This is a genomic window from Pilimelia terevasa (assembly GCF_014647915.1).
GTDB lineage: Bacteria > Actinomycetota > Actinomycetes > Mycobacteriales > Micromonosporaceae > Pilimelia > Pilimelia terevasa.
Map to the genome: position 1 here is coordinate 26,357 of NZ_BMQC01000007.1, position 21,276 is coordinate 47,632.

Below are 21,276 nucleotides of genomic sequence, written 5' to 3' on the forward strand. Positions count from 1 at the left end.
GACGGCCGGGCACCCCTCCAGGGGCGCCCGGCCGTTCCGCGTTCCCCCGGACCTGCCGACCCCCGCCCCGCCGATCCGCCGCCGCAGGTGCGGGCCGGCGGCGTACCTCCACGAGTCCGTGGGGTCGCGGCGCGGGTCCGTCCCTTCAGGTCGGAGGCGGACGGCGGTAGCGTCGGAGGATGACCCTTGAGCGGATCCGCGCGCTGCTCGCCGCCGCGCCCGTCCTGGACGGCCACAACGACCTCGCCTGGGAGATGCGGGTCCGGGTCGGGTACGACACCGGACGGATCGACCTCCGCCGCGACCAGCGCGCCACCGGCCTGCACACCGACCTGCCCCGCCTGGCCGCGGGCGGCGTCGGCGCCCAGGTCTGGTCCGTGTACGTGCCCGCCGAGCTGCCGCCCGGGCGGCACGTCGCCGCGACCCTCGAACAGGTCGACTTCGTCCGCCGGTGGGTCGCCGCCAACCCCGACCGCTTGGCCCTGGCGACCACCGCCGACGGCGTCGAGGCGGCGCGGGCCGCCGGCCGCGTCGCCGCGCTGCTGGGTGCCGAGGGCGGCCACAGCATCGGCAACTCGCTGGCCACCCTGCGGATGCTGGCGGAGCTGGGGGTCCGGTACCTCACCCTCACCCACAACCGCAACGTGCCCTGGGCCGACAGCGCCACCGACGTGCCGGCGACCGGCGGGCTGACCGCGTTCGGCCGCGAGGTCGTCGGCGAGCTGAACCGGCTCGGCCTGCTCGTCGACCTGTCCCACACCGCCGTCGGCACCATGCACGCCGCCCTCGACGCCAGCCGCGCACCGGCGTTCTTCTCCCACTCCAACGCCCGGTCCCGCTGCGGCCACCCGCGCAACGTCCCCGACGACGTGCTCGTGCGGGTGCGCGACAGCGGCGGAATCGTCATGGCCACGTTCGTCCCCTGGTTCCTCACCGAGGAGTGCCGGGACTGGGCGCGCGAGGCGCTGCCGGCCGCCGACCGGGCGGCCGCCGGCCACACCGAGGGCACGGCCGCGCACCGCGCCGCCCGCGACGCCTGGCTGGCCGCGCACCCGATGCCGCCCGTCGGCCTCGCCGACGTCGCCGACCACCTCGACCACCTGCGCGAGGTGGCCGGCGTCGGCGCGGTCGGGCTCGGCGGGGACTTCGACGGCACGCCGGTGACGGTCGCCGGCCTGCCGGACGTCGCCGCGTACCCCGCGCTGCTGGCTACCCTCGCCGACCGCGGCTGGTCCGACGCCGAACTGGCGGCGCTGACCTGGCACAACGCCCTGCGGGTCCTGCGCGAGAGCGAGTCGGTGGCGGCCGCGCTCCAGCGCGAGCGCGGCCCGTCGCTGGCGACCTTCGAGGAGTGCGACCGGCCCGCGCGGCCGGACCCGTCGGGTCGGGGCGGGAGCGCCCGCCGGCTCAGGTCGCGCTGACGGCGGCCAGGGCGTCCACCAGACCGGCCCCGGTCGTGTTGCCGGCGGCGCCGCAGGTCGGGCTGCCGGCGGAGATCGGGGCCGCGGTGCGGGCCAGCAGCGCGCGGGTGCCGGCGATGTCCCCGATCAGCGCCGGCCGGGCCGACCACAGCAGTGCCACCACACCGGCCACGTGCGGCGTGGCCATCGACGTGCCGTCGTGCGCGGCGTAGCCGCCCCCGGGCGCCGCCGAGACGACGTCCGCGCCGGGGGCCAGCACGTCGGGCTTCACCCGGCCGTCGGGCGTGGGGCCCCGGCTGGAGAAGTCGGACACCCGGCGCTGCCGGTCGACCGCCCCCACGGTGAGGCTGTCGGCGTAGGGGGCCGGCGGGTCGTCGAGGCTGCCGCAGCGGGGACCCTCGTTGCCCGCCGCCACGACGAAGAAGATGCCGGCCGCGGTCAGGGCGCGCACCGCCGGTACCAGGGACGCCTGGTCACAGCCCTCGGTCGGCGGGCAGCCCCACGAGTTGGTCAGCACGTGCGGCGCCCGCGCCGGCCGCCCGTCCCGCCACGGGTCGCCGCCCGGCGGGAAGGGCGCGAGCATGTACTGGAGGCAGTCCAGGTACCGGGCCGGGTTGCCCAGGTTGCGGTCCAGGTTGACGCAGCCGACCCAGGTGGCGCCGGGCGCGACGCCGATGTTCGCGCCGCCGACCGCGGTACCGAGGGTGTGGGTGCCGTGGCCGCCGTGGTCGGTCGGGGCGCGGCTGCCGTTCCACGGGTCGTACCACGAGTCGTCGCCGCCGCGGTAGCGCGACGCCAGCGCCGGGTGGGCGCCGTCCACCCCGGAGTCGGAGGTGCCGACGGTGACGCCCGCGCCGGTCACGCCGCGGGCCCACATCTTGTCGGCCCCGACCATGGCGACGTTCCACACCGGGGCACGCGGGGCGGGCGCGTCGCCGCGGACGGTCGGCACCGGCGCCGGCAGCGGGCGCAGCCGCGGGCTCAGCAGTACCCGCGCCACGTCGGCCCGGCGCTCCAGCACGGGGCGCAGGGCCGGGCCGGCGTGTACCTCCACGGCGTTGACCAGGTAGTACGGCGTGTACGCGACGCCCCAGCCGGCCAGGGTCCGCCGCAGGCCGGCCTGGCTGCGGGTGGCGTGGGCGACCAGCGCGTCGCGCACCGCGCCGACCCGGGCGGGGCGCGCCGCGGGTCCGGTCGCAGCGGTCACGCCGCTCAGGTCGGCCTGGTCGCGCAGGACCACGAACAGCCGGTCGCCGTGGAAGCCGGGCTGCCCGAGTCCCAGGTGGACGCCGGCCGCGCCGACCAGGGCCGCGACCGCGAGGACGGCCGCGGTCACCGGCCGCGGGGACGGCGCCGCCAGCCCGGCGCACAGCCCGCCCGCCAGCCAGGCGGCGACGACGGCCGCGCCGGTGGCCACCAGTGCCCAGAACGGGACGTCGCGGTCGAGCAGGAACAGCGTCACCTCCTCGCCGTCCACTCCGGCCAGCGGGCCGCACGCCGCCAGGGCGACGACGGCCGTGACCGCGCCGCGGGTGCGCAGCGCCGCGGCGGCGAAGCCGGCGGCGGCGAGGACGGGCAGGACGGCGAGGTGCGGCCCGGCGGTACCGGCGCCGGCGCCCAGCACCAGCAGCGCGACGCCGGCCACCGACCCGGCCGCCAGGACGCGGCGCGCGCGCCCCCCGGCGTCGTACGCCGGCCACAGCCGCAGGTGCAGCAGCCCGGCGGCCAGCACGCCGACGGCGAGCGCGGCGAGCGCCGCCAGCCCGGTCTCCAGCGGGCCGCCCGCGGCGCCGAGCCACAGCCACGGCAGCAGGATCAGCAGCCCGGCCGCCACCCCGAGCAGCGGACCGGCGACGCCTGCGGCCGCGCCGCGGGCCGCACCGGCCGCCGACGGGCCGCCGGCAGGCGCGTCCGCGGGCGCCGCGGGGCGGAGCCGCCGCAGCGCCAGGGCGGCCGCGGCGGCCAGGGCGGTCAGCAGCAACAGGTAGCGCTCCGCCTCGGCCGGCGGCACCAGGCGGGCCAGGCCCAGCCAGGCCAGCAGCGCCGCGGCGGCGGTCCAGGTCCAGCCGGCGGCCCGCGCCCACGCCGGCCGGGCCAGCGTGGCCAGCAGGACCGCCGGCACCGCCACCAGCAGCGCGGTGCCCAGCGCCCCGCCGGCCCACAGCGGGTACGGCAGCGCGAACCCGGACGCGAGCGACGCCTGGTCGACGAACCAGCCCACCGCCTGCCCACCCGCGACGACGCCGACGGTCCAGAGGGCGACGAGCACCGTCCCCACCACGCCGCCGGCCCGGCCCGGCGACACCGGCGGCGGCGTCACGTACCGGGGCGGCCCGTACCCCGGCGGCGTCGAGATGTGCGGCGGCTGGCTCCACGGTGCGCTCACCCGACCGACCCTACGCGGCGGCGTCCGCTGCCGGGCGCCGCCCGCGGCCGGCCGTCGATCGGCGGCCGGCCGCCTCGACGGGAAGATCGAGGGCGGCGCGGGCCGGCGGTCGCTACCGTGGGGGCGTGCGGGCAGCCACCGAGTCGCGGACCACGGCCAGCGCCCTGTCGCCCCAGCGGCGCCGGGCGGACCTGCGGCGCCTGGGCGAGGAGGAGTACGACGTCGTCGTGATCGGCGGCGGCGTCACCGGCGCGGGGGCGGCGGTCGACGCGGCCTCCCGCGGCCTGCGGGTGGCGCTGGTGGAGGCGCGCGACTTCGCCGCCGGCACGTCGAGCCGGTCGAGCAAGCTGATCCACGGCGGACTGCGCTACCTGGAGCAGTTCGAGTTCGGGCTGGTGCACGAGGCGCTGACCGAGCGCGGGCTGCTGGCGACGCGGCTGGCGCCGCACCTGGTCCGGCCGGTGCCGTTCCTGGTGCCGCTGGCGGCCCCGCCGGGCGTGCGGGGCTGGCCCGCGCGGGTCGGCCGGCGCGCGTACTACGGCGCCGGCCTGGCCCTGTACGACGCGTTCGCCACCGCGTTCGGCTCCGGCCGCGGGATGCCCGTGCACCGGCACCTGTCCCGCGGCGCCGCCCGGCGGCTGATGCCGAGCCTGCGCCCGGACGTGCTCACCGGCGCCATCCGGTACTTCGACGCGCAGATGGACGACGCGCGGATGGTCGTGGCCCTGGCCCGGACGGCGGCGTCGCTGGGCGCGACCGTGCTGACCAGCGTCCGCGCCACCGGAATCGACCGGACGGCGCGGGAGGTCACGGGCGTGCGGGTGCGCGACGTGGAGACCGGCGTGGACTACGCGGTCCGCGCGCGGACCGTCGTGGCCGCCACGGGCGTGTGGAGCGACGACATCTCCGGCCTGCTGCGCGACATCGGGGTCCGGCCGGGGCTGCGGGTGCGGGCCTCCAAGGGGGTGCACCTGGTGGTGCCGCGGTCGGCGATCTCCGGTACCGCCGGCCTGATCCTGCGGACGCCGCGCTCGGTGCTGTTCGTGATCCCGTGGGGCGGGCACTGGATCATCGGCACCACCGACACCGACTGGACCTTCGACCGCGAGCGCCCGGCCGCCACCGCCCGGGACATCGCGTACCTGCTGGACCAGGTCAACCCGGTCCTGGACCGGCCGCTGACCACCGACGACATCGAGGGCGTGTACGCCGGCCTGCGCCCGCTGCTCAGCGGCGACTCGGAGGCGACCTCGGCGCTGTCGCGGCGGCACGCGGTGGTCGAGCCGATGCTCGGCCTGCTGCTGGTGGCCGGCGGCAAGTACACGACGTACCGGGTGATGGCGGCCGACGTCATCGACCGGGCGGCCCGGCGCCTGCACCGGCCGGTACCGGCCTCGCGCACCGACCAGCTCCCGCTGCTGGGCGCCGACGGGTACGCCGCCGCCTGGCGGGACCGGGCCGACCTGGCGCGGCGGTACGAGGTCAGCGTCGGGGTGGTGGAGCACCTGCTGGAGCGGTACGGCGCGACGACGCCGGACCTGCTGCGGATGGTGGTCGGCGACCCGACACTGGGGCTGCCGCTGCCGGGCGCGCCGGAGTACCTGGGGGCCGAGGTGGCGTACGCCGCCGCCGCGGAGGGCGCCCTGCACCTGGACGACGTGCTGACCCGCCGGACCCGGATCGGCATCGAGACCGGGCACCGCGGCCTGGCCACCGCCGAGGCCGCGGCGGAGCTGATGGGCGGCGTGCTCGGCTGGGACGCGTCGGCCCGCGCCCGCGAGGTCGCCTGCTACCGCAGCCGGGTGGACGCCGAGCGGCGTTCGCAGACGATGCCCGACGACGCGGCGGCCGACGCGGTCCGCCGGACCGTGGCCGACGTGCGGACCCCGGCGGGGAACCCCGGCGACGGCTGAGCCGTCGCATAGACATGAATCGAACAGTTGCTACCGTCGTGGCTGTCGCGGCCCTGACGGCGACCGCGGCCGCGGCCGGCTGCGACGACGGCGCGGCGCCCGCGGCCCGCAACGTCGCCGCGACCGGCGCGCCGCAGCCCGCACCCACCGGCTCCGGCGGGGGGCCGGCCGGCGGCGCGGCCCTGCCGGCGCCCGGGGACCCGGCGGCGACCCCCGGCCGGCTGCGCGCGGGCGTCACGCTGCGCCGCTCCGGCGGCTTCGCGGCGCACGACGACACGCTGGCGGTCGGGGCCGACGGCGCCTGGACCTTCACCTCCAACCGCCGCCTCCAGGAGGGCCGGCTCACCGCGGCCCGGGTGGACCGGCTGCGGGACCTGCTGGCGACACCGGCGTTCGCGGCGGAGGCCGCGCGCGTCTTCCGGGAGTCCTGCACGGACGGACTGGAGCTGACGCTGACCACCGGCGACCGCACGGTCACCTGGCGCGACTGCGGCCAGGCCGGCCGGCCCGGGACCGCCGCGGCGATCGTGGACCAGCTCGGCGCCTGGACCCCCTTCTGACCGGCCCGCGGCGGCCGGCGGGCCGGCACCAGGGCCTACGCGCGGGGCACGCCGCCCTCTAGGCTGGCGGGGTGGTCGATCACGCTGCCCCCGCGCCGCTCCCGCCTCCGCCGCAGGAGTGGGCGCCGCGGCGCGGCGGCTGGCGGCGGGCGCTGCTGCTCGCGGCGGTCGTCGGCGGCATCGCGCTGTGCGCGGTGGGGATCCTCGGGTACCTCGGGCTGCGGATCGGCCCCGGCGCGCTGGCGATCGGCGTCGGCGCGGCGGTCCTGCCGGTCCCGGTGCTGGTGGCCTGCTTCCTGTGGCTGGACAGGTTCGAGCCGGAGCCCGTGAAGTACCTGGCGTTCTGCTTCTGCTGGGGGGCCTTCGTCTCCACCGGCGCGTCGCTGGTGGTCAACAGCGGGGCGAGCGCCCTGCTCGGCCGGGTCGACCTGCCCGACTCGCTGGTGGCGGTGCTGGTGGCGCCGTTCATCGAGGAGCTGACCAAGGCGCTGGGGCCCCTGCTGCTGCTGTGGCGGCGGCGCCGCGAGATCTCCGGGATCACCGACGGCATCGTCTACTGCGGACTCGCCGCGACCGGCTTCGCCATGGTCGAGAACATCCTCTACCTGGGCGGGCACGGGTACGCCAGCAACGCCGACGAGTACGGCCCCGCCTCGGGCGCGCAGGCCGTGCTGGCGATGTGGATCGCGCGGATCCTGTTCACCGGCTTCGCCCACCCGTTGTTCACGGCCATGACGGGCGTCGGCGTGGGCCTCGCGGCCCGGACCCCGCACCGGTGGACGCGGTGGACCGCCCCGGTGGCGGGCCTGCTCGTGGCGATGATGCTGCACGGCGCCTGGAACCTCATGGCCACGCTGGCCGCCGACTCGGCGGAGCCGGCGTTCCTGCTCTACGGGTACGTCGCCGTCATGATGCCGATCTTCCTCGGCATGGTCGGCTTCGCGCTGACGCTGCGCTCGTGGGAGGGGCGGCTCACCGAGCGGATGCTGCCCTACTACGTGCGGTCGGGCTGGCTGAGCCCGCCGGAGGTCGCCGCCCTCAGCACCCTCGCCCGCCGGCACGCCGGCCGGGTGTGGGCGCGCCGGGTCGCCGGGGAGCCGGGGCTGCGGGCGATGCGGGCGTTCCAGTACGCGGCGGTCCGGCTGGCGCTGCTGCGCGACGGCGTCCAGCGCGGGCTGGACGCGACACCGGCCCAGGCCGCCGCGACCGCCCGCGAGGAGAGCACGCTGCTGACCACGATGATGGCGTACCGGCAGGTGTTCACCGGCCGCGACCCGCTGGCCCCGCCGGCCCGCTGGGACGGCGCCCGGTACCTGATCGAGTTCCCCGACGGGGTCGCGCGGACGGTCGACCCGCCCGCCGAGCCGGTGGTGCCGCTGCCGATGGTCCCGGTGCCCCCGCCCCACCCGTACCGCTGACCGCCGCGGCCTGCCTACAGGTCGGCCGCGGGCCTACAGGTACAGGCCGGTGGCGTCCGGCTCGACCCGGCTGGCGGCGACGGCGTGCACGTCCCGCTCGCGCAGCAGCACGTACTGCCGCGCCTGTAGTTCGACCTCGGCCTTGTCCTCGGGGTCGAACAGCACCCGGTCGCCGTTGACCACGGCGCGCGCGTGCGGTCCGACGCCGACCACCGTGGCCCACGACAGCCGCCGCCCGACCGAGGCGGTGGCGGGGATCACGATCCCCGCCGACGAGCGGCGCTCGCCCTCGGCGCCGTCCAACTGGACCAGGACCCGGTCGTGGAGCAGTCGGATCGGCAGGCCCGAGTCGATCTTCGCATGGGTGGTCACGCGAAAGACGGTACATTGCGGCGCCGCGGCCGGCCGGGGGAGTCGCGCACGACTACGGTGGAGGACGGCGGAACCAGGTGGGAGGACAGCGACGTGGGCGCACTCGGGGACCGGTGGCGACGCTGGCGCGAACACCTCGGCAGGACCGGCGACACCGACCCGGACTACGGCGACGCGCCCGACGGTCCCGCGGTCACCGACCGGCCGCGCGCGCTGGCGCAGGAGCGGGCGGCCGCCGTCGGGCCGGCGCAGGTCGATGCCGCGCTGCCGTACGCCCACCTGCCGTACGGCCTGCGGGTCGCCGGCGCCTGGGCCTGGCGGCTGCTGGCCATCGGCGTCGTCAGCTTCTACGTGCTGGACCTCATCGGCGTGCTGCGCATCGTCGTCATCCCGCTGGTGGTGGCGCTGCTGCTGACGGCGCTGCTGGCGCCGGCCGTGCGCGCGCTGCGCGAGGTGCGGGCGCCCCGGTCGTTCGCCGCCGGCATCGTCCTGGTCGGCGGCCTCAGCACCGTGGTGGCGACGCTGACGGCGGTGGTGACCCAGTTCGTCCGCAACGTGCCGGCGCTCAGCCGCAACGCCGCGGCGGGCGTCGACGAGATCCGGGAGTGGCTGCGCTCCGGGCCGCTGCACCTGTCGGACCGGCAGCTCGACCAGGCGATCGACACCGGCCAGGAGTGGCTGGACAAGAACACCGCCTCGCTGACCAGCGGCGCGGTGTCCACGGCGGCGACGCTGTTCGAGATGCTCACCGGCGCGGTGCTGGTCCTGTTCGCCACGTTCTTCTTCCTGCGCGACGGCGAACGGATCTGGGCGTTCCTCGTGCGGCTGTTCCCCCGGGCCGCCCGCTCCCGGGTCCGCACCGCGGGCGACGCCTCGTGGGTGAGCCTGGGGGCGTACGTGCGCGCGACCGTCCTGGTCGCCTTCATCGACGCGATCGGCATCGGGCTGGCCCTCTCCCTGCTCAAGGTGCCGCTGGCGTTCCCGCTGGCGGCGCTGGTGTTCCTGGGTGCCTTCGTGCCGATCGTCGGCGCGGCGCTCTCCGGTACGGTCGCCGTCCTCGTCGCGCTGGTCGACGCCGACGGCGGGCCGGTGAAGGCGCTGCTGGTGCTCGGCGCGGTGATCCTGGTCCAGCAGTTGGAGGGCCACGTGCTCCAGCCGCTGATCATGGGCAAGGCCGTGGCGCTGCACCCGCTCGCGGTGATCATCGCCATCGCCGCGGGCGTGGTCCTGGCCGGCATCGTCGGGGCGCTGATCGCGGTACCGCTGGTGGCGGTCCTGAACACCGGCGTGCGGCAGCTCGTCCAGCGGCACCCGGCCGCGCCCCCGGACGCGGTGGTGGTCAAGGCACCCGCGAACTGACCGCGGCGCCCGCCGAACCTGACCGGGGCGGCCGCGTGAGTTGACCGCGGGGCCTGCGTGACCTGACCCGGGAGCGCCCGGGACCGGGGCGCCGTCGGGTCAGGTGCCCGCCAGGCGCTCCAGCGCGGCGCGGGCCACCTCGGCGCGGGTCGTGTACCAGAAGGGCGGCAGCGACCCGCGCAGGAACCCGCCGTACCCGCGCGCCGTCTCCAGCCGCGAGTCGAGCACGGCGACGACCCCGCGGTCGCCGCCGGCCCGGATCAGCCGGCCGGCGCCCTGGGCGAGGCGGATCGCCGCGATCGGCACGCTCACCGACGCGAACCCCGAGCCCCCGGCGGCGTCCACCGCGGCCGCGCGCGCCGCCGCCAGCGGCTCGTCCGGGCGGGGGAACGGCAGCCGGTCGATGACCACGAGCTGGCACGCGTCGCCGGGTACGTCGACGCCCTGCCACAGCGACATCACCCCGAACAGCGAGGTGCGGCGCTCGGCCCGGAACCGCTTGACCAGCAGCGGCAGCGCCTCCTCGCCCTGGAGCAGCACCGGCAGGTCGGTCCGGGCGCGGACCGCGTCGGCGGCCTGCTGGGCGGCCCGCCGCGAGGAGAACAGCCCCAGCGTCCGGCCGCCCAGCGCGCCCATGAGCGCGATCAGCTCCTGCGCGCCGGCCTCGGACAGGCCGCTGGCCGTCGGCCGGGGCAGGTGCGCGGCGACGTACAGGATGCCCTGCTTCGGGTAGGCGAACGGCGAGCCCACGTCCAGCGACCGCCACGGCGGACCGGCCGGCGCCGCGCGTCCGGCGGCCGCGTCGACCGGCTCCGGCGGCAGGCCCAGCGACCGCGCCACGACGTCGAACCGCCCGCCCAGGGTCAGCGTCGCCGAGGTCGCCACGACGGTCCGGTCGGTGTACAGGTGGCCGCCGAGCGTGCCGGCGACCGACAGCGGCGCGACCACCAGCGCCTCCCGGCCGCCGCCGTAGCTGGCCCGCTCCACCCAGGTCACGTCGTGCGCGTCGGCGGCGAGCAGCCGCTGGGCCGTACCCGACAGCTCGTCCAGCGCGGCGCGGGCCGCCTTCTTGCGCAGGGCGTCGGCGTCGTCGGCCTTGATGTCGCCGAGGTCGTCCAGCGCGGCCCGGGTGGCGGAGTCCAGCAGGGTGCACGCCCCGGCGAGCGCGGGGGGCAGGCCCCCGGTGAGCCGGCCGGCGGCGGTCTCGGCCAGGCCCAGGGCCAGCGCGTCGCCGGCCTCGACCAGCGCGTCGCCGGCCTGTCCGGGCACCACGGGCCGGACCCGCCGGGCCGCGCGGGCGACCGCGTCGGGCGTCACCTCCGCCTGCGCGGCCGAGGACACCCGGTCGGCCAGTTCGTGCGCCTCGTCGATCACCAGGAGCCGGTGCGGCGGGATGATGTGGCCCTCGGCGATCATGTCCACGGCGAGCAGGCTGTGGTTGGTGACGACGATGTCCGCCTCGCGGGCGCGGGCGCGCGAGGCCTCCGCGAAGCACTCGTCGCCGAACCCGCACCGGCTGGCGCCGACGCACTCGCGCGCCGGCATGGAGACCAGCCGCCACGCCTGGTCGTCCACGCCCGGGTCGAGTTCGTCGCGGTCCCCGCGGGTGGTGCGCCCGGCCCACTCGCGCAGCCGCTCGACCTGCTTGCCGAGGCGGCCGGCCTGGCCCAGCCACTTCGTGGCGCCCGCGGTGGCGGCGTCGAACAGGACGTCGTCGGGCTCCTCCTCGGCCGAGGACTCCAGCCGGGACAGGCACAGGTAGTGGTGTCGTCCCTTGAGGACGGCGAAGGTGGGCCGGCGGCCGAGCACCGGCTTCACCGCGTCGGCGAGGCGGGGCAGGTCGTGGTCGACGAGTTGGGCCTGGAGCGCGAGCGTGGCGGTGGAGACGACGACCGGGCCGTCCACCAGCAGGGCGGGGGCGAGGTACGCCAGAGACTTGCCGGTGCCGGTGCCCGCCTGGACCAGCAGGTGCTCGCCGCGGTCGACGGCGGCGGCGACGGCCCGGGCCATCGCCTGCTGGCCCGGCCGGGCCGCGCCGCCCGGTACGGCCCCCACGGCCGCGGCCAGCACGGCGTCGACCTTGCCGGTGTCGACACCGGCGGCATCGACAGCGGCGGTGCCGACCCCGCCGGTGTCGGTCCCGTCCGGCGGGTTGACCGCGCGCGCCTCGACAACCACGCCACGACGCTACCGACCGCCGCCGACACCGCCGCCCGCGCCCCGGGCCGGCCGCCGCGGCGTGGGGACGGGGGACGGCAGCCGGCGCGCGGTTAGATGGAGGCATGGGCGACGTGGTGCGGGTGGTCTACACCAAGTACGACGGTGGGGCGCACCGGGACTACCCGGCGCGCCGCCTGGCCGAGGACGACCACGGCACCTGGCTCGGGATCAGCGCCGGCACCGCCTCGATCTACCACGGCCGCCCGCTGCGCCAGCAGTACCCGTACGTCGTCCTGGTCCCCCGGGAGCGCTGGTGGACGGCCATGTTCAACCCGCCGCCGCGCACCGCGGAGGTGTACTGCGACATCACCACCCCCGCCCGGTGGATCGGCCGCGACGAGGTGCACCTGGTCGACCTGGACCTCGACGTGGTGCGCCGCCGCGGCACCGGCCTGGTGCAGTTGCTGGACCAGGACGACTTCGCCGATCACCTGGACGGGTTCGGCTACCCGGCGGACCTGGTGGTGGCCGCGCGGCGGGCGGCGGGGTGGCTGTTCGGGGCGCTGGGCGACGGCACGGAGCCGTTCGCCGCCGGGTACCGCCGCTGGCTGGAGCACCTGGCGAACCCCGGGCGCGCCCCCGGCGGCGGTCGGGGCGAATAGCGCAGTTCGGCCGGCGGCGCACGGTTCCGGTGTGAACCTTGGGTGAACAGCGCGTGAAGGTGGGCGGCGGTCGGGGTCCTGGCTGTCCAACGCCCGCCGGGGTTACCTAGCATTCGCGGTGAGTTCATCCGACCTTCGCGCCCGGCCGGGCGCGGGACCCATCCCGCTAAGAGGTGCCCTGCGGTGAAGTTCTCCTTCCGTCCGTCCGAGGGCGTCTTCTACGAGCTGTTCACGAAGGCGGCGCACAACCTCGTCCGGGGTACGGACCTGCTGCTGGAGCTGGCCCTGCCCGGCGTCAACGTGCAGTCGGTGAGCGAGCGCCTGGTCGAGGTCGAGCACGACAGCGACGAGATCACGCACGAGCTGTACAACAAGATCAACTCCACCTTCATCACGCCCTTCGACCGGGAGGACATCTACCGGCTCGGCTCGCTGCTGGACGACGTGATGGACCACATGGAGGCCGCCGGCAGCCTGATCTACCTGTACGGCCTCACCGACCTGCCGTCGCTGCCGCGCGAGCTGCACGAGCAGGTGAACGTCCTCGACCAGTGCGCGAAGATCACCGCGCAGGCGATGCCGCGGCTCAAGTCGATGAAGCAGCTCTCCGACTACTGGGTCGAGATCAACCGGCTGGAGAACGAGGGCGACCGGGCGTACCGGATGCTGCTGGTCCGGCTGTTCTCCGGCGAGTACGACGCGCTGACCGTCCTGAAGATGAAGGAGGTCGCCGACGAGCTGGAGGCGGCCTGCGACGCGTTCGAGCACGTGGCGAACACCGTCGAGACCATCGCGGTCAAGGAGTCCTGACCCCGTGAGTCCCGAGTTCATCGCGGTCGGGGCGGTGATCCTGGCGGCGCTGGTGTTCGACTACACCAATGGCTTCCACGACGCCGCCAACGCGATCGCCACGTCGGTGTCCACCCGCGCCCTCACGCCCCGGGTGGCGCTGGGCATCGCGGCGGTCGGCAACCTGGCCGGCGCGTTCCTCGGCGAGCACGTCGCCAAGACCGTCGGCAGCGGGATCGTCGGCCTGCCGGCGGGCCTGGAGAGCCTGGGCATCGTCCTGGCCGGTGTCGTCGGCGCCATCGCCTGGAACCTCATCACCTGGTACTTCGGCCTGCCCTCCTCCTCGTCGCACGCGCTCATCGGCGGCCTCGTCGGCGCGACGATCTTCGCGTCGTCCGGCGAGGTGAAGTGGCCGGGCATCGTCGAGAAGGTCGTCGTCCCGATGGTCGCCTCGCCGCTGGTCGGCGTGGTGCTGGGCGCGGCGGTCATGCTGGCGATCATGTGGATCTTTCGGCGCGGCAACCCGACGAAGCTCAACCGCGGCTTCCGGGTGGCGCAGTCGCTGTCGGCCCTGGCGATGGCGTTCGGCCACGGTATGCAGGACGCCGCCAAGACCATGGGCATCGTCGTCCTCGCGCTGTTCGTGGGCGGGTACCAGACGAGCGACTCGCACATCCCCGTCTGGGTGATCGTGAGCTGCGCGACCGTCCTGGCGCTGGGCACGTACGCGGGCGGGTGGCGGATCATCCGCACCCTCGGCCGCCGGGTGATCCACCTGGGCCCGCCCGAGGGCTTCGCCGCGGAGGCGGTGGCCGCCTCGGTGCTGTACACGGCGGCGAGCTTCGGAATGCCGATCTCCACCACCCACACGATCACCTCGGCGATCATGGGGGTCGGGGCGACCAAGAAGTTCTCCGCGGTCCGGTGGGGCGTGGCCGGCAACATCGTGACGGCCTGGGTGCTGACGATCCCGGGCGCCGCGCTCATCGCCTGCCTGGTCCACCTGGCCATCGCGCCCCTGTACTGCTGACCCCGCCCGGCCCGCGACCCGGCGGGCGGGGGCGGGGGACGGACGACGAGGAGGAGCGCCCGTGGGCAACGAGGTGTCGGCACTGCGGTGGCCGCTGCCGGCGGCGCTGGCGGCGAAGGCGGCCGAGTTCGCCGCCAGCGGCGCCGCCCCGGCCGTGCCGCGGGTGGCCGCGACGGTCGTCCTGCTGCGGCCGGCGGAGTCCGGCGGCGGCGTGGAGGCCTACGTCCTGCGCCGGGCGGCGAGCATGGCGGCGTTCGCCGGCATGTACGCCTTCCCGGGCGGCGGCGTGGACCCGGCGGACGCGGACGCCGAGGTCGGCTGGGCCGGCCCCGACCCGGCGCGGTGGGCGCGGCGACTGGCGCTGCCCGAGCCGCAGGCCCGCGCGGTGGTGGCGGCGGCGGTGCGCGAGGTCTTCGAGGAGGCGGGCGTCCTGCTCGCCGGGCCGGACGCGCACGCGGTCGTGGCGGACGTGGACACCGCGGCCTGGGAGGCCACCCGGCAGGCGCTGCTGCGCCGCGAGCGCAGCCTCACCGGCGTCCTGGCCGACGCCGGCCTGGTGCTGCGGTCCGACCTGCTGGTGCCGTGGTCGCGGTGGATCACCCCGGACTTCGAGCCGCGCCGGTACGACACGTACTTCTTCGTGGCCGCGCTGCCGGCCGGGCAGCAGCCCCGGCACGTCTCCGACGAGGCCGACCGCGTGCACTGGGTGACGCCCGGGTCCGCGCTCGCCGCCTGGCACGCCGGCACGATGGCGATGCTGCCGCCGACGGCGTCCACGCTGGAGTCGCTGGCCGAGGCCCCCTCGGTGGCCGCGGCGCTGGCGGCGGCGCGGCACGGGGACCCGTCGCGGCCCGTGATCCCGCGGCTGGAGACGGTGGACGGCCAGCCGTACGCCGTCGTCGACTGACCTTTGATCCGCACCGACCGGCGGTTCTTTGTTGGCAATGGATGTCGTTAACTCTAAGGTGGGTGGCGCGGGCGGTTCGGGGGGAGCGTCCGCACCCGGGATCGTGGGCCGGCCGGCGAGGGGTGCCGCCCGGCCCGCGACCCCGCCCGGGCCTCGCGGTGGCCCGGCCGCGCTAGGCTCGGCCCGCCCGCCGTACCGGCGCCGCCGCGCCCGCCCCGGGTCGCGCCCGGCCCGTCGCCGGCCCGTCCCCGACCCGCCAGGAGCGCCGCGATGCCCCCCGCCGTCAAGACCGTTCGGACGATGCTGTGGTTCCAGTGCGGGCTGTACCTGCTCGGCCTGATGCTCGCCCTCGTGGCGCTGTTCGCGCTCGGTGACGCCGGTGCGAGCCCCGCCCCCGCGATCGGCCTGGCCGTCGTCGCCGCGCTGACCACGGGCCTGCTGGCGTTCCTCGCCTCCCGGGTGCCCGGCCGCGCGCCCTGGGTGTTCTGGGCGGTGCTGGGGGTGGAGCTGTTCGTGATCGTCGACCGGGTGGTCGGCGTGGCCACCGGCGGCGGCCCCGCCGGCCTGATCGGCGCCCTCCTGGCCGTCGTCGTGGTCGTCAAGCTGGCCGGTGCCGAGGGCCGGGCGTGGTTCCGCCCCGCCGCCCGGGCGGGTGCCGCGGGCGACGGGGCGGTGTAGCGGGGCGGATCAGCCGAAGCGGCCGGTGATGTAGTCCTCGGTGCGCTTGTCGACGGGGTTGGTGAAGATCCGGCCGGTCTCGCTGAACTCCACCAGGCGCCCGTGCCGCACGCCGTTGGCGTCCACCTCGGCGGTGAAGAACGCCGTGTGGTGGCTGACCCGCGCCGCCTGCTGCATGTTGTGCGTGACGATGACGATCGTGAACTGGCCCGCCAGCTCGTGCATCAGGTCCTCGACCTTGCTGGTGGCGATCGGGTCCAGCGCCGAGCACGGCTCGTCCATCAGGATCACGTCGGGCTGGACGGCGATGGTCCGGGCGATGCACAGGCGCTGCTGCTGGCCGCCGGACAGCGCCAGGCCGGAGGTCTTCAGCTTGTCCTTGACCTCGTCCCACAGGGCGGCGCCGCGCAGGGCCTGCTCGACGCGGCCGGCCACGTCGTCCCTGATCTGGTTGACCTTGAGCCCGTAGGCGACGTTGTCGAAGATGGACTTCGGGAACGGGTTGGGCTTCTGGAACACCATGCCGATCCGGCGGCGGACCTGGATCGGGTCCACGTCGCGCTCGTAGATGTCCTGGCCGTGGTACGTCACGCCGCCGGCCACCCGGGCGCCGGGGATGAGGTCGTTCATCCGGTTCAGCGAGCGCAGCACGGTGGACTTGCCGCAGCCCGACGGGCCGATCATCGCGGTGATCTGGTGGGTGTGCACGGGCATCGTGGTGTTGCGGACCGCCTCGTAGCTGCCGTAGAAGACGCTGACGTCGGTCAGGTTCATGACCGGCGCGGCGGCCGGCGCCTGGCGCGGGTCGGGGACGAGGCCGGCGCCCTGGGGCGCGGTCGTGAGCGGCCGGTGGTCCGGGAAGGTCATCTGGTTCACCTGTGTTTCCTCCTGCCGACCGGGTCAGCGGTCTTTGACGGCGAAGCGGCCCGAGATGAGGCGGGCGATGACGGTGGCCGCGAGGACGAGCACCACGAGGGTGATGGCCGCACCCCAGGCGCGGCCGTTCGCGGCGGCGAACGGCTCCGAGGCGTTCTTGAAGATCAGCGCGGGCAGTGCGGTGTTCGCGCCGGACAGCGACCAGTTGGACTGGTACACGATGCCGGTGGTGAAGATCAGCGGCGCCGTCTCGCCGGCCGCGCGGGCGACGGCGAGCATCGCGCCGCTGGTGATCCCCGAGACGGCCGCGGGCAGGACGACCGTGACGATCGTGTACCACCGCCGCGCGCCCAGTGCCGCGCTCGCCTGCCGCAGGTCGTCGGGGACCAGCCGCAGCACCTCCTCGGTGCTGCGGATGACCACCGGCAGCATCAGGCAGGCCAGCGCCAGCGCCCCGGCCAGCCCGGACTGCTGCTGGAGCGGGATCACCATGATCACGTAGATGAACAGGCCCATCACGATCGACGGGACGCCGGTCATGACGTCGGCCATGGTGCGGATGAACTTCGCCAGCGGCCCGGACTTGCCGTACTCGTTGAGGTAGACCGCGCCGAGTACGCCCAGCGGGATCGCCAGCAGCGCGGCCGTACCGGTGATGACCAGCGTGCCGACGATCGCGGGGGCGATGCCGCCGCCGGCCCGGCGGGCCGAGTTCGGGATGTCCTCGGTCAGGAACTCCCAGCTGATCGACCCGGCGCCCTTGAGCAGCACCTGGTAGCAGATCAGCGCCAGCGGTACGGCGGCCAGCGCCAGCGCGGCGACCATGCCGCCGGTGGCGACGGTGTTGCGCCAGCGGCGGGTCGCCGGCAGGGCGGCGCGGGTCAGGTCCAGCGGCGCGGTCGGCCGCGGCGGTGCGACCGTCATGCGGCGGCCCCCCTCATGCGGATCTCCGCGCGGCGGACGAGGAAGCGCGCCGCGACGTTGATCAGGACGGTGATGACGAACAGGACCACGCCGAGGCCGATGAGCGACGCGCGGTGCAGCGGCCCGGACTCGCCGAACTGGTTGACGATGACCGCGGGCAGCGCGTCACCGGAGGCGAACAGGTTGGCCGTGACCTGGACCGAGCCGCCGATCACCAGCGCCACCGCGATCGTCTCGCCCAGCGCCCGCCCCAGGCCCAGCATCACGGCGCCGACGAGGCCGCCGAAGCTGTGCGGCAGGACGGCACCCTTGATCATTTCCCAGCGGGTGGCGCCGAGGGCGTACGCGGCCTGCATGTCCGCGGCCGGGACGGTGGTGAAGACCTCCCGCGCCAGCGAGGTGATGATCGGGACGATCATGATGGCGAGGATGAGGCCGGCGGTCATGTAGCCGCGGCCGGTGCTGACCGGCTCGCCGAACAGCGACCCGAGCCCAGGGATGCCGCCCAGGGCGCCGTGGATCCCGTCGTACACCGGGGCCAGGGCGGGCGCGACGACCAGGATGCCCCACAGGCCGAAGACGACCGACGGGATCGCGGCCAGCAGGTCGATGACGGTGACGGCGGGGCCGCGCAGGCGCCGGTGCGCCACCTGGGTCAGGAACAGGGCGATCGCCACGGCCACCGGCACGGCGAAGACGAGCGCGATCGCCGAGACGACCAGCGAGCCGTAGATGAACGCGAGGGCCCCGAAGGTCGCCTTCCGCGGGCCGGGCCCGTCGGGGTCGTTCGGGATCCACGCGCTGTCGGTGAGGAAGCCCAGCCCCGACTCGCGCAGCGCGGGCCAGCTCTGCTGGAGCGTGGAGAGCAGGATCAGGACGAGGGTGGCCAGGACGGCGCAGCCGGCGGCCAGGCAGAGGTAGCGGAACAGGCGGTCGCCGAGTACGTCGCGGCCTCGGCTGGCCAGGGTCGGGCGGGGGGTCGGGTCGCTCCGCTGGTGCCGACCCGGCGCGGTCGGGCCGGGCGGTGCAGGGGGACTGGTCACAGGACTGGCTCCATCGGCGTCGCGCTCACCAGCGGCGGGCCGGGCCGCTGTGGGGTGTGGTGTGGTGGCCCGGGCGGGGGCGGCCGGCCGGCCACCCCCGCGGTGCGGAAAACCTGTGCGGCGGTCGCCGTCAGATCTTGTCGAGCTGGGCGAGCGCCTTGGCCTTCAGCGCCTCGGGCAGGACCGCGAAGTGCACCTCGGCGGCGGCGGCGCGGCCGTCGGTCAGCAGGTACTTCACGAAGCCCTTGACGAGCTTGGCCTTCTCCGCGTCGGCGTACTTGGCCTTGACCAGCAGGAAGGTCGGCGCGGTGATCGGGTAGGCGCCGGCGCCGGCGCTGTCGAGCGGGCTGTAGCTGAGGTCGGCGGCCACCGTCGCGCCGCCGAGCGCGGCGGTGGCGCCGGCCAGCGTCGGGGCCACGAACTCGCCGGCCTTGTTCTTGACCGAGGCGAACGTCAGCTTGGTCTCGGTGGCGTCGCTGAGGTCGACGTACCCGATCGCGCCCTTGCCCTGCTGGATGAGCTGGGCGACGCCGGTGTTCTTGTTGCCCGCCTGGGTGTCGGCCGGCCACGCGACCGTGTCGCCGCTGCCGAGCTTCCACAGTGGCGAGGCCGCCGCCAGGTACTTGGTGAAGTTGCTCGTCGTACCCGAGCCGTCGGCGCGGTGCACCACCGTGATCGGGGTCGCCGGCAGCGTGACGCCCGCGTTGTCGGCGGCGATCTCCGGGGCGTTCCAGACCTTGACCGTCCGCTGGAAGATCTTGGCCAGGGTGTCCGGGCTCAGCTTGAGGGCGGCGACGCCGTCCAGGTTGTACGAGACGGTGATCGGGGCGGCGACGGTCGGGACGTACAGGAACTCGCCGGGCTTCGGCCCCTGCCCGTCCTTGACCAGGCTGTCGGTGCCCGCGAAGTCGGTCAGGCCCTTGCCGAACTCCTCCTTGCCGGTGCCCGAGCCCACCGCGTTGTACGTGACGGTCACCTTGGGCGCGGCGTCCTTGAACGTCGCGATGACCTCCTGGTAGTACGCGTCCGGGAAGCTGGCGCCGGAGGCCTTCAGCTCGCCGGTCAGGTCGCCGTAGCCCCCCGTGGCCGCGTCGCCCTTGGCGCTGTCGCCGTTCGCGCAACCGGTCAGGGCCAGCGCGGCAAGCGCGACGCCGGCCAGGCCGGCGCGGTAGCGCGTGTTGCGGTTCACCTCGGTGTGCCTCTCTGTCAGGGAGAACCAGCGTGTTCACTGGCCCATCGAGAGCGAACGTAGGGGCGCGAGATGGCCGGCGAAGCCGTCGAGAATGAACTGGCGGTTAACAGCCGAAACCGTGTGTGTTGCCTGGTCACGAGGCGTATGTGTCCGTTACGTGAACCGATTCCCGACATCATTGTCAACGGGTAAATCGGTCATCCACCACGTCGGTGCGGTGAAGGGAACGCCACTGATCGGCGAATGGTTACGGCACGCGCGGACGTAATAGGGAAAAGGCGTCGGGCGGACCCCGAAAGCGGGTCCGCGCGACGCCGTGCGGCGGGTGCGCGGGGTGCCGGCCGGCGGCGGGCGGCCGAGTGCGGCCGGGGAGCGGTCCGTGTCAGGCCGCTCCCCGGCCGCTGGTGGCACGCGAACCGGCGTGCGGCTGACACCTCCGTCGTCGCGGCCGCCGGGACCTGGCGGCGGGTGAACGGGCGCCCGGCCCGCGGGTTGACCATCCGGGACCAGGTATCACCAGGTTAGGCAAATAACAGCAAATCGGACAGTCGGCGGATCGTGCACCGATCCACGCCGGCCAGCGCCGACGCCCCGCCACGCGGACTAATCCCTGCGGGCACCGCGAAACCGTGCGGCGCGCGAAACCGTGCGGGCACCCCGGATCCGCCCAGGGGAGCGGCGTCAGCGGCGGTACTGCACGTCGGTCGTGTGCCGCGCGAAGCCCAGCCGCGCGTACAGCGCCGTCGCCGCCCCGTTGGACTCGTCCACATAGAGCATCACCTGCGCGACCCCGCGCCCGCGCAGGTGGCGCAGGCCCGCCAGGGTCAGCGCCCGCCCCAGGCCCCGGCCGTGGCCCGCCGGGTCGACGCCCAGCACGTACACCTCGCCCAGCGGCGGCGCGCCCGCCCGGGTGTGCACCTTGGTCCAGTGGAAGCCCAGCAGCGCCCCGTCGGCCACCCGCTCGGCCAGCAGCAGGCCGGCCGGGTCGAACCACGGCTCGGCGCGGCGGCGCAGCAGGTCGGCGGCCGTCCAGCGGCCCTGCTCCGGGTGGTCGGCGAAGGCCCGCGCGTTCAGCCGCAGCCACGCCTCGTCGTCGGCGTCCGGCCGGAACGCGCGCAGCCGCACCCCGTCGGCCCAGCGCGGCGCCTCGACGTCGTCGGACAGCGGCCGGCGCATCTGCCACAGCTCCCGCACCCGGGCGAAGCCCAGGCGCAGGGCCAGCGCGCTCGCCGCCGGGTGGTCGCCGTGCGCCCACACGGCCAGCCGCGGCCCGGCGTCCCCGCCGGATGCCGCGAGCGCCGCCTCGGCCAGCCCCCGGCCGATGCCGCGGCGCCGCCAGGCCGGGTGTACCACCCACTCCGCGCCCCCGCCGGCCAGGTGGGCGTACCCGACCAGGTCGGCGCCGGACCGGGCCACCAGGTGGGCGCCGTCGCCGTGGCGCAGCGCGAGGAGCGTCGCCTCGCTCAGCGGGGCCACCCCGTCGGCGGTGTCGGCGGCCTCGGCCAGCGCGGTGACGGCGGCGACGAGGTCGGGTGCGGGGCGGTCGGCGGGCTCGACGGCGAAGGCGCTCACCCCGACACCGTAGC

Annotated in this window: 18 protein-coding genes; 10 read left to right on the forward strand and 8 right to left on the reverse strand. The window is 75.9% G+C overall.

Annotated features, from left to right (window positions below; translation table 11 throughout):
* Nucleotides 1-179: 179 nt before the first annotated feature.
* Nucleotides 180-1,421, forward strand: coding sequence for a dipeptidase (locus tag IEY75_RS11300; RefSeq protein ID WP_189114251.1), 1,242 nt, complete (start codon nt 180-182; stop codon nt 1,419-1,421).
* Here IEY75_RS11300 and IEY75_RS11305 read toward each other — a convergent pair.
* Nucleotides 1,408-3,807, reverse strand: coding sequence for a S8 family serine peptidase (locus IEY75_RS11305; protein WP_373290256.1), 2,400 nt, complete (start codon nt 3,805-3,807; stop codon nt 1,408-1,410). The two genes, IEY75_RS11300 and IEY75_RS11305, sit on opposite strands and share 14 nt — an antisense overlap.
* Nucleotides 3,808-3,932: 125 nt before the next feature.
* Here IEY75_RS11305 and IEY75_RS11310 point away from each other — a divergent pair, with 125 nt between their 5' ends.
* The 3 genes from IEY75_RS11310 (at nt 3,933) to IEY75_RS11320 (ending at nt 7,698) form a co-directional block, all read left to right on the forward strand.
* A complete protein-coding gene (locus tag IEY75_RS11310) occupies nt 3,933-5,720 on the forward strand; it encodes a glycerol-3-phosphate dehydrogenase/oxidase (protein WP_189114252.1) in 1,788 nt (595 codons plus the stop codon).
* Between the two features lie 38 nt (nt 5,721-5,758).
* On the forward strand, nt 5,759-6,280 hold the full coding sequence (locus tag IEY75_RS11315; RefSeq protein WP_189114253.1) for a hypothetical protein: 522 nt from the start codon (nt 5,759-5,761) through the stop codon (nt 6,278-6,280).
* A 71-nt stretch (nt 6,281-6,351) separates the two neighbouring features.
* Nucleotides 6,352-7,698 carry a PrsW family intramembrane metalloprotease gene (locus tag IEY75_RS11320; protein WP_189114254.1) on the forward strand — a complete coding sequence of 449 codons (1,347 nt, stop codon included), beginning with the start codon at nt 6,352-6,354 and terminating at the stop codon, nt 7,696-7,698.
* 33 nt (nt 7,699-7,731) lie between these two features.
* Here IEY75_RS11320 and IEY75_RS11325 read toward each other — a convergent pair whose 3' ends face one another.
* Entirely contained in the window at nt 7,732-8,070 is a 339-nt protein-coding gene (locus IEY75_RS11325; protein WP_189114255.1) for a GroES family chaperonin, read from the reverse strand.
* Between the two features lie 213 nt (nt 8,071-8,283).
* Here IEY75_RS11325 and IEY75_RS11330 point away from each other — a divergent pair, with 213 nt between their 5' ends.
* Nucleotides 8,284-9,429: an AI-2E family transporter gene (locus tag IEY75_RS11330; protein WP_229789602.1), complete on the forward strand. Its 1,146-nt coding sequence runs from the start codon at nt 8,284-8,286 to the stop codon at nt 9,427-9,429.
* Between the two features lie 99 nt (nt 9,430-9,528).
* On the opposite strand, the gene IEY75_RS11335 is transcribed toward IEY75_RS11330, so the two are convergent.
* Complete coding sequence (locus IEY75_RS11335) at nt 9,529-11,439, reverse strand: ATP-dependent DNA helicase (RefSeq protein ID WP_189114436.1); 1,911 nt, start codon at nt 11,437-11,439, stop codon at nt 9,529-9,531.
* 272 nt (nt 11,440-11,711) lie between these two features.
* Here IEY75_RS11335 and IEY75_RS11340 point away from each other — a divergent pair, with 272 nt between their 5' ends.
* From IEY75_RS11340 to IEY75_RS11360, 5 genes are all read left to right on the forward strand, one after another.
* Nucleotides 11,712-12,251 (forward strand): DUF402 domain-containing protein, encoded by a 540-nt coding sequence (locus tag IEY75_RS11340; protein ID WP_189114257.1) that lies wholly within the window; start codon nt 11,712-11,714, stop codon nt 12,249-12,251.
* 183 nt (nt 12,252-12,434) lie between these two features.
* The gene (locus IEY75_RS11345; RefSeq protein ID WP_189114258.1) at nt 12,435-13,061 is read left to right on the forward strand and encodes a DUF47 domain-containing protein; all 627 of its coding nucleotides are present in this window, start codon (nt 12,435-12,437) and stop codon (nt 13,059-13,061) included.
* 4 nt (nt 13,062-13,065) lie between these two features.
* Entirely contained in the window at nt 13,066-14,070 is a 1,005-nt protein-coding gene (locus tag IEY75_RS11350) for an inorganic phosphate transporter (RefSeq protein WP_189114259.1), read from the forward strand.
* Between the two features lie 61 nt (nt 14,071-14,131).
* Nucleotides 14,132-14,977, forward strand: coding sequence for an NUDIX hydrolase (locus tag IEY75_RS11355; RefSeq protein WP_373290257.1), 846 nt, complete (start codon nt 14,132-14,134; stop codon nt 14,975-14,977).
* Nucleotides 14,978-15,247: 270 nt separating this feature from the next.
* Complete coding sequence (locus IEY75_RS11360) at nt 15,248-15,655, forward strand: hypothetical protein (protein WP_189114260.1); 408 nt, start codon at nt 15,248-15,250, stop codon at nt 15,653-15,655.
* A 9-nt stretch (nt 15,656-15,664) separates the two neighbouring features.
* Here the strand turns inward: IEY75_RS11360 and pstB are convergent, their stop codons facing one another.
* The 5 genes from pstB to mshD all read right to left on the reverse strand — a co-directional run bounded on the left by pstB (nt 15,665) and on the right by mshD (nt 21,262).
* Nucleotides 15,665-16,429 carry a phosphate ABC transporter ATP-binding protein PstB gene (pstB, locus tag IEY75_RS11365; protein WP_229789604.1) on the reverse strand — a complete coding sequence of 255 codons (765 nt, stop codon included), beginning with the start codon at nt 16,427-16,429 and terminating at the stop codon, nt 15,665-15,667.
* 126 nt (nt 16,430-16,555) lie between these two features.
* Nucleotides 16,556-17,455 carry a phosphate ABC transporter permease PstA gene (pstA, locus tag IEY75_RS11370; protein ID WP_189114261.1) on the reverse strand — a complete coding sequence of 300 codons (900 nt, stop codon included), beginning with the start codon at nt 17,453-17,455 and terminating at the stop codon, nt 16,556-16,558.
* Nucleotides 17,452-18,498 carry a phosphate ABC transporter permease subunit PstC gene (gene pstC / locus IEY75_RS11375; RefSeq protein WP_229789565.1) on the reverse strand — a complete coding sequence of 349 codons (1,047 nt, stop codon included), beginning with the start codon at nt 18,496-18,498 and terminating at the stop codon, nt 17,452-17,454. The genes pstA and pstC overlap by 4 nt, the downstream gene beginning before the upstream one ends.
* Nucleotides 18,499-18,628: 130 nt before the next feature.
* A complete protein-coding gene (pstS, locus tag IEY75_RS11380) occupies nt 18,629-19,687 on the reverse strand; it encodes a phosphate ABC transporter substrate-binding protein PstS (RefSeq protein WP_189114262.1) in 1,059 nt (352 codons plus the stop codon).
* A gap of 684 nt (nt 19,688-20,371) precedes the next feature.
* Nucleotides 20,372-21,262 (reverse strand): mycothiol synthase, encoded by an 891-nt coding sequence (gene mshD, locus IEY75_RS11385; protein WP_189114263.1) that lies wholly within the window; start codon nt 21,260-21,262, stop codon nt 20,372-20,374.
* Between the last annotated feature and the right edge of the window lie 14 nt (nt 21,263-21,276).